The sequence below is a fragment of the Oceaniradius stylonematis genome, from assembly GCF_003149475.2.
Taxonomy (GTDB): domain Bacteria; phylum Pseudomonadota; class Alphaproteobacteria; order Rhizobiales; family Rhizobiaceae; genus Roseitalea; species Roseitalea stylonematis.
On the sequence record NZ_QFWV02000009.1, the window covers coordinates 224,695 to 232,408 of the forward strand.

The following is a 7,714-nucleotide window of genomic DNA, read 5'->3' on the forward strand; positions in this document are numbered from 1 at the left end:
GACCCGTTGATGTTCGACAACCTGTCCCTTTTTATCGATGGTGAGTGGATCAAGGAAGGTCGCCGCACGGAGGACCTGATCGATCCGGCGACCGAGGCAGTTCTCGGGCAGGTTCCTCACGCGACCGCCGAGGATCTCGATCGCGCGGCGAAGGCAGCTCACCGGGCATTCCTGACCTGGAAGAATGTATCGGCGCTCGAACGTGCCCGGATCATCAGCGGCGCGGCGGCTCTCATGCGCGCACGCCTTGACGCAATCGCCTGGAACCTGACGCTGGAATCGGGCAAACCCATCCGCGAAGCCCGCACCGAGGTAATGTTCGCCGCCGATATACTCGATTGGTATGCGGAGGAGGGCAAGCGGGCTTACGGGCGGCAAATCCCGTCCCGACTGCCCGGCGCCATGCAGGTCGTCTTGAAGGAGCCGGTTGGCCCCTGCGCTTCCTTCGCGGCATGGAATGTGCCCGCCACAACGCCATGTCGCAAGATTGGCGGCGCGCTTGCCGCCGGCTGTACTCTGGTCTTGAAACCATCCGAGGAAACGCCAGCCACCGCACTGGCGATCGCCAAGGCTTTTGAAGACGCCGGTTTGCCGGCAGGTGTTCTGAACATCGTATTTGGCGTTCCTGCCGAGATTTCGAGCCAGCTAATCGCCACCGCGGAGATCAGGAAGGTGTCGTTCACCGGGTCTACCGAGGTGGGCAAACACCTCGCACGTCTCGCCGCCGATCGGGTGTTGCGGATAACGCTGGAATTGGGCGGTCACGCGCCTGTCATTGTCGCGGAAGACGCTGACGTGGAAAAAGCGGCGAAATCGGTTGCAACGAACAAATATCGCAACGCCGGCCAAATCTGCATCTCTCCGAGCCGGTTCTTCGTGCACGACCGGGTGCATGACAGTTTCGTCCGGCATTTCACCGAAATTTCGGCGGCTCTGCAGGTCAAGCCCGGGATCGACGAAGACAGCGACATCGGCGCATTGGCGAACAAGCGCCGTCTCGATGCCATGGAAGCGTTTGTCGAGGATGCGACGTCCAAGGGTGCGACTATCGAATGCGGCGGACGCCGCCTCGGCAATCTGGGCTTTTTCTTTCCTCCCACGGTTCTGAGCGACGTTCCCGATACGGCCAGCGCGATGACCGAGGAGATATTCGGTCCGGTCGTTCCCATACAACGGTTCGATACGCTGGACGGGGTGATCGAGAAGGCAAACGCATTGCCATACGGATTGGCCGCCTACGCCTATACGTCATCGCAAAAGACAGCCGCCGAGATTTCGTCGCGCATCGAGACGGGAATGCTCGGCATCAATCATACCGTTGTTTTCACTCCAGAAACCCCGTTCGGCGGGGTGAAGGAAAGCGGTTATGGAAGTGAGGGGGGCATCGAGGGTCTGGAGGCCTATCTCACCCCGAAGCTCGTTTCTCAGTTGGCTTGGTGAACCGCGATGAAGGTGTTTTACGACGAGAGGCAGCGACTACACGATCCGCAAATTCAGTTTTTTGCCGGCAAGCTGCAGTTGGCGCCGGAGCATCCTTCGCGCACACGAAGATTGCTGAACGCCGCGCTCGAAAGCGGCTTCGTTCAAGCCCAGCCGGCGGACCTCGGCTGGGATCCGATCTTGAAAATCCACGATGCCGGCTACATCGCCTTTCTCAAAGCAGCGTCCTTGCTTTGGAGCAAACTGGACGATGCCGGGCCGGAGTGCGTTCCCCATATTCATCCTGTTCGCTATGGCAGAACACGGCCCAGGGGAATTCTCGGGCTTGCCGGTTACTACATGAACGGCACCAATTGCCCTATCGGTCCTCACACGGTTGAAGCCGCCTACTGGAGCGCGCAAGCCGCACTCGCCGGTGCTGATCAGATCATCGCCGGAGAAGCGCTTTGTTATGCGCTCTGCCGTCCTCCCGGGCACCATGCGCACAGCGATCTGGCAGGCGGCTTCTGCTTTCTCAACAACGCCGCCATCGCCGCGCAACGGCTGCTCGACCGCTACGAGCGCGTTGCGATCATCGATGTCGATGTGCACCACGGCAACGGAACGCAGGAGATATTTTACTCCAGAGACGATGTCTTTTGCGGTTCCGTCCACGCCGACCCGAGCGACTTTTATCCTTTCTATCAGGGTTACGCCGATGAGGAGGGAGAGGGCGAGGGGTTCGGCTGGAACATGAACCTGCCGCTGCCGCACGGCTCCGGCGACGAGAAGGTCGTAGGCGCGGTGCAGCGTTTGTGCGCCCGCGCCCGAGAGCTGGACTGCCAGGTGATCGTCGTCGCCCTGGGTCTGGACGCCTTCGAATTGGACCCAATGGGCAAGTTCCGCGTCACCACGCCCGCCTTCGAGGACATGGCGCGTGCATTTCAGCATTGCGAAATGCCGGTGCTGCTGGTGCAGGAGGGCGGGTACGACGGACCTCATCTCGGCGAAAATCTCAGGTCTTTCCTGAGGCCCTTCGCAACAACGAACGTTTCGGGAGAAGCGCGCATATCGACTGCCCAGCACTAAGCAACTTAGTCACAAACAGGGAGTGTTAAGACCATGGGAAAAAGAATGTTTTCGGCGCTTGTCGGTGTCGCGCTACTTGCGATGTCATCCAGTGCATCTTTGGCCCAGGCCGCCGATCAGCGTCTCTCCATGGCGATCAATCCGGAGCCCGCGACGTTGATACTGGGGTTGAATCTGCAGGCGCCGACGCAGACGATCGGGGGGAAGATCTACGAGGGCCTGATCGTTTTCGACAAGGCGCTCGACCCTCAGCCGAGCCTTGCGGAATCATGGGAGATCTCGGCGGACGGCAAGACCTACACCTTCAATCTGCAGGAAAACGTCAAATGGCATGACGGCGCGCCGTTCTCCTCGGCCGATGTTGCGTTTTCGCTCGGCACGATGTTGCCGCAGACGCATCCGATCGCCCGGACCACCCTGGCCGTTATCGACACGATTGAAACGCCCGACGACGACACGGTGGTGATCACCCTCAAGAACCCCTTCAACGCCTTCCTCACTGCCTTGGCGATGAACACGGCACCCATGATGCCCAAGCACATTTACGAGGGCACGGATTACGCCGCCAATCCGGCAAACGAAACGCCGATCGGCACCGGGCCTTTCAAGCTGAAGGAGTGGAAGAAGGGCGAATACATCCTTCTTGAGCGCAATTCCGACTACTGGCAGGCGGACCGTCCCCATCTCGACGAAATCCTGTTCCGCGTCATTCCCGACGAAGCGGCGCGGTCCATCGCGCTCGAGAACGGCGACGTGCAGGTCACCAGCTTCAGTGACATCGAGTATGTCGATGTCGAGCGTTTCCGCAGCAACGACAATTTCGAAGTCACATATGAGGGCTACGAGTTCTTCTCGCCGCTCATGTGGATCGAAATCAACCATCGCGTCGGTCCGCTCGGCGACAAGCGTTATCGGCAGGCATTGATGTATGCGCTCGATCGCAATTTCATCGCGGACGCGATCTGGTTCGGTTCGGCAAAGCCTGCGACCGGCCCGATCTCCTCGACGATGAAATACTACAGCGCGGACGTTCCTGAATACCCTTATGATCCGGCGAAAGCGGAGCAATTGCTCGATGAAATGGGCTTGACCCCCGATGCATCGGGCGTGCGCCATCGCGTGAAACTGCTGGGCTTGCCCTACGGAACCACGTTCGTGCGCACCGGCGAGTACATCAAGCAGGCGCTGAGCAAGGTCGGTATCGAGGTCACGCTCGAATCGGTCGATCGCGGAACCTGGGCGCAGCGCGTCGCTGCGTGGGATTACGAGTTGACACTCGATTTCGTCTATCAACTCGGCCACCCGGCGATCGGCATTCACCGGACCTACTCTTCGTCCAACATCCGCAACGTGCTTTTCTCCAATACGATGGGCTATTCCAATCCCGAGGTCGACACGTTGTTCGACGAAGCGACGGTCGAAACCGATCAGGCTCGACTGCAGGAGACCTATACCAAGGCTCAGCAGGTCCTCGTGGACGACGTGCCGCTTGCCTGGCTCATCGAGATCAAGTTTCCCACGATTCATGCCAAGACTGTCGAAGGTCTCGTCACAACCGCCCATGGCGTCAATGGCAGCTTCGCAGACGTGCAGATCGCGGAATAGTCTGCCAGGCGATGCGGACAGCAATCTCAACGTTACGGCTGCTTTCACAGGCATTGCTGATCATCCTTGCCGTCAGCCTGATCAACTTCGCATTGGTCAGGCTGGCGCCCGGGGACCCGGCATCCGTGCTGGCGGGCCAATCGGGCGCAGCCGACGAACTGTACCTTGCCCAATTGCGCGAGCAATTCGGCCTCGACCAGCCGATCCTCGTTCAATTGGGAAAGTACTATCTTCAGTTGCTGCAATTCGATCTGGGCTATTCCTACCGGCAGCAATTGCCGGTGGTCAATCTGATTGCCGAGCGGCTTCCCAACACATTGCTGTTGACGCTGAGTGCGTTTGCGATCGCCTTGATATTGGGCGTCGCATTCGGGGTTGCAGCCGCGCTCAATCGAGACAACTGGATCGACACCGCGGTGGGGACGGCGGCAATGGTGCTTTATGCCAGTCCAGTCTTCTTCACCGGACTGATGCTGATCTTGGTGTTCTCGGTCTTTCTCGGATGGTTTCCGGCATTTGGCAGCGAAACGATAGGAGCCGATTACGGCTTTATCGGGCAGGTTGCTGACCGGTTGAAATATCTCGTGCTGCCCGCGGTGACGTTGTCGCTTCTCTACGCGGCGACCTACACGCGGCTGACAAGAACGGCGATGCTGGACGTATTGCAGATGGATTACGTGAAGCTGGCGCGGGCCAAGGGTTTGCCGCCCTTCCGCATCGTCGGCGCGCATGTGTTGCGCAACGCCCTTCTGCCGGTCATCACCATCGCGGGCATGCAGGCCGGCCATTTGGTCGGTGGCGCCGTCGTGGTCGAAACCGTCTTTGCCTGGCCCGGCATCGGGCGGCTGGCGTTCGATGCGCTCTTGCAGAGGGACTATCCGGTATTGATGGGTGTCTTTCTCATCAGCTCGATCATGGTCGTGTTCTTCAACATCATAACCGATCTTGCCTACAAGGTTTTCGATCCAACGATGGAGGTCTCGTGAAGCACTCACCGTTTGGCTTTGTGGCGTCCTCGTCGAAAACGCTCGCCGGCACTTGCCTGTTGGCCGGCCTCGTCGTCATCGCGCTGGCCGCGCCCGTCATTTCACCCAACGATCCGTGGGATATGGTCGGCCGTCCTTTCACGCCGCCTCTGTCGGATGGGTTTCTGCTCGGTTCGGATACGCTGGGGCGTGACATTCTATCCGGCATCATCCACGGCAGCCGCGTATCGCTGTTTGTGGGCCTGGCGGCGACCGTCGCCGCACTGGCGATCGGACTTGTGGTTGGCGGCGTCGCCGGGTTTTTCTCCGGCAGGGTCGACAATGCGTTGATGCGTCTGACCGAGATTTTTCAAACGATACCAAGCTTCGTTCTGGCCATCATGCTCGTCGCCGTCTTCCAGCCCTCGCTTGCGTCCACCATCACCGCGATCGCGGTTGTGTCGTGGCCACCCATTGCGCGCCTCGCACGGGCAGAGTTCCTTGCGAAGCGCAATCTCGAATATGTGTCGGCTGCGGTATCGGCAGGACGGCCCGGATGGGACATTGCCCTTCGTGAGATCCTTCCCAATGCCCTGCCTCCGATCATCGTGATGGCATCGCTTGGCGTTGCCACGGCGATCCTGCTTGAAAGTGCAATCAGCTTTCTTGGGCTGGGCGATCCCAACCTGGCCAGCTGGGGGTACATGATCGGTGTCGGGCGTACGGTCATCAGACAGGCTTGGTGGATGAGTGTCTTTCCCGGTCTGGCCATCATGGTGGCGGTCCTTGCCATCAATCTGCTCGGCGAAGGCCTGAACGACGCGATCAGCCCAAGCCAGCGGGGGGGCGCCAAAGCATGACCGGCATGTTGCTCCAAATCCGGAACCTGTCGATCGGGCTGCCCTTTGGCGGAGACAGGAAACTTGCCGTCGAAGACGTCTCCATCGGCGTCGGTGACAATGAGCTTCTTTGCGTCGTCGGAGAGTCGGGGTCGGGCAAATCGGTGCTGTCGCACAGCATAATGGGCCTTTTGCCAAACGTTCTGACCCGCCGCAGCGGCGACATCCTCTTCGGTGAAGAGGACGTGACAGCAATGTCAGAGCGCGAGCTACGCCGGCTGCGGGGCGCCGAAATCGGCATGGTCTTTCAGGAGCCGATGTCGACGCTCAACCCGCTGATGCGTATTGGCGACCAGATCGATGAAAGCATTCGCTTTCACCGCCAACTTGCCAAGTCGAAACGCCGGGACATGGTGCTGGAGGTGCTCGAATCGGTCGGGTTCCCCGAACCGGAGCGGATGCTCAGACGCTATCCGAAGGAATTGTCGGGTGGACAGCGGCAGCGCGTCATGATTGCCATGGCCCTGGTGCTGCGGCCGAGGCTGTTGATCGCCGACGAACCGACCACAGCCCTGGATGTCACCACGCAGGCCCAGATTCTGGATCTCATTCGCAAAGTGCAGCGCGAAATGCAGATGGCGGTCATGTTCGTCACGCACGATTTCGGCGTGGTCGCGGAAATCGCTGATCGGGTGGCGGTCATGCGTCACGGCATTCTGGTGGAGCAAGGGACGGCCGCCGAAGTTCTGAACCGGCCGAAGCACGGATACACCCGCCAGCTTCTGGACTCCGTACCCAAGGGCACACCCGTAGCGCCGGCGGCCGTCGGGAAAGGCGAGCCGGTGCTTGAGGCGCGCGACATCAAGAAGGTCTATCGCGGTTCCGGGTCATGGCGAAAGATGGGCGATGTTGTTGCGTCAGATGATGTGAGCTTCACGCTTCATCGCGGCGAAACCATCTCAATCGTGGGCGAATCCGGGTCCGGAAAGTCGACGTTGGGGCGCATTCTGATGCATTTGTTGCAGCCGGATTCGGGTAGCGTCACCTTGGGCAAAGACACCCTTTCCGCACTCAAGGGATCAGATTTGAGACGCGCGCGCCGGCGCATCCAGATGGTCTTCCAGGATCCGTTCTCCTCGCTCAATCCGCGTTGCCGGATTGGGACGCAGATGATGCGCAACCTCAAGGCGAGCGGCATTCCCGGTTTGGAGGCGAAACGGACAACGGACAAATGGCTGGAGCGTGTCGGGCTCGATGCGAGTGCCGCCAACCGGTTTCCGCAAGAATTTTCCGGCGGGCAGCGCCAACGCATCGCGATCGCGCGGGCATTGTGCCTGGATCCGGAAGTTGTCGTCGCCGACGAGCCCGTGTCGGCACTCGACGTCACGATCCAGCGCAGGATCCTGGATTTGCTGGAAGACCTGAAGAAGGAAATGAACCTGTCTCTGATCTTCATCACGCATGATCTCGCGATCGCCGCCGAAATCAGTGACACGATCATTGTCATGAAATCGGGGCGGATCGTGGAAACCGGTGCCAGCAGGCACGTCTTCGAAAATCCGCACAGCGCCTATACGAAGACGTTGATCGAATCGAGTTTGCATGCCGGCTTTGGCCACACGGAGCAGTCCTACCTTTCTTAGAGCGTCCGTCGACTGATGCGCCTTATGCCGGCCGGCACAAGCCGAACACCAGAAAACCGGCCACACGCCACAAAACCTGTCCTATTGACCTGAGCCCCTGAACCTCCTCCAGATTTTGGTAGAGTCCGTCGATCAAAGGAGATGGACGAATGAA

Annotated in this window: 6 protein-coding genes; all 6 read left to right on the forward strand. The window is 59.7% G+C overall.

Features of this window, described 5'->3' with window-relative positions:
- Positions 1-9: 9 nt before the first annotated feature.
- The 6 genes from DEM25_RS17355 to DEM25_RS17380 are packed head-to-tail and all read left to right on the forward strand — an operon-like array spanning position 10 to position 7,560.
- Positions 10-1,440 carry an NAD-dependent succinate-semialdehyde dehydrogenase gene (locus tag DEM25_RS17355; protein WP_109767597.1) on the forward strand — a complete coding sequence of 477 codons (1,431 nt, stop codon included), beginning with the start codon at positions 10-12 and terminating at the stop codon, positions 1,438-1,440.
- Between the two features lie 6 nt (positions 1,441-1,446).
- The gene (locus tag DEM25_RS17360) at positions 1,447-2,508 is read left to right on the forward strand and encodes a histone deacetylase family protein (protein WP_109767596.1); all 1,062 of its coding nucleotides are present in this window, start codon (positions 1,447-1,449) and stop codon (positions 2,506-2,508) included.
- A gap of 33 nt (positions 2,509-2,541) precedes the next feature.
- Complete coding sequence (locus tag DEM25_RS17365) at positions 2,542-4,113, forward strand: ABC transporter substrate-binding protein (RefSeq protein ID WP_109767595.1); 1,572 nt, start codon at positions 2,542-2,544, stop codon at positions 4,111-4,113.
- Positions 4,114-4,124: 11 nt separating this feature from the next.
- A complete protein-coding gene (locus tag DEM25_RS17370) occupies positions 4,125-5,099 on the forward strand; it encodes an ABC transporter permease (protein ID WP_109767594.1) in 975 nt (324 codons plus the stop codon).
- 59 nt (positions 5,100-5,158) lie between these two features.
- Complete coding sequence (locus tag DEM25_RS17375) at positions 5,159-5,938, forward strand: ABC transporter permease (RefSeq protein ID WP_375565465.1); 780 nt, start codon at positions 5,159-5,161, stop codon at positions 5,936-5,938.
- Positions 5,935-7,560, forward strand: coding sequence for an ABC transporter ATP-binding protein (locus DEM25_RS17380; RefSeq protein ID WP_109767593.1), 1,626 nt, complete (start codon positions 5,935-5,937; stop codon positions 7,558-7,560). The genes DEM25_RS17375 and DEM25_RS17380 overlap by 4 nt, the downstream gene beginning before the upstream one ends.
- Positions 7,561-7,714: the final 154 nt, after the last annotated feature.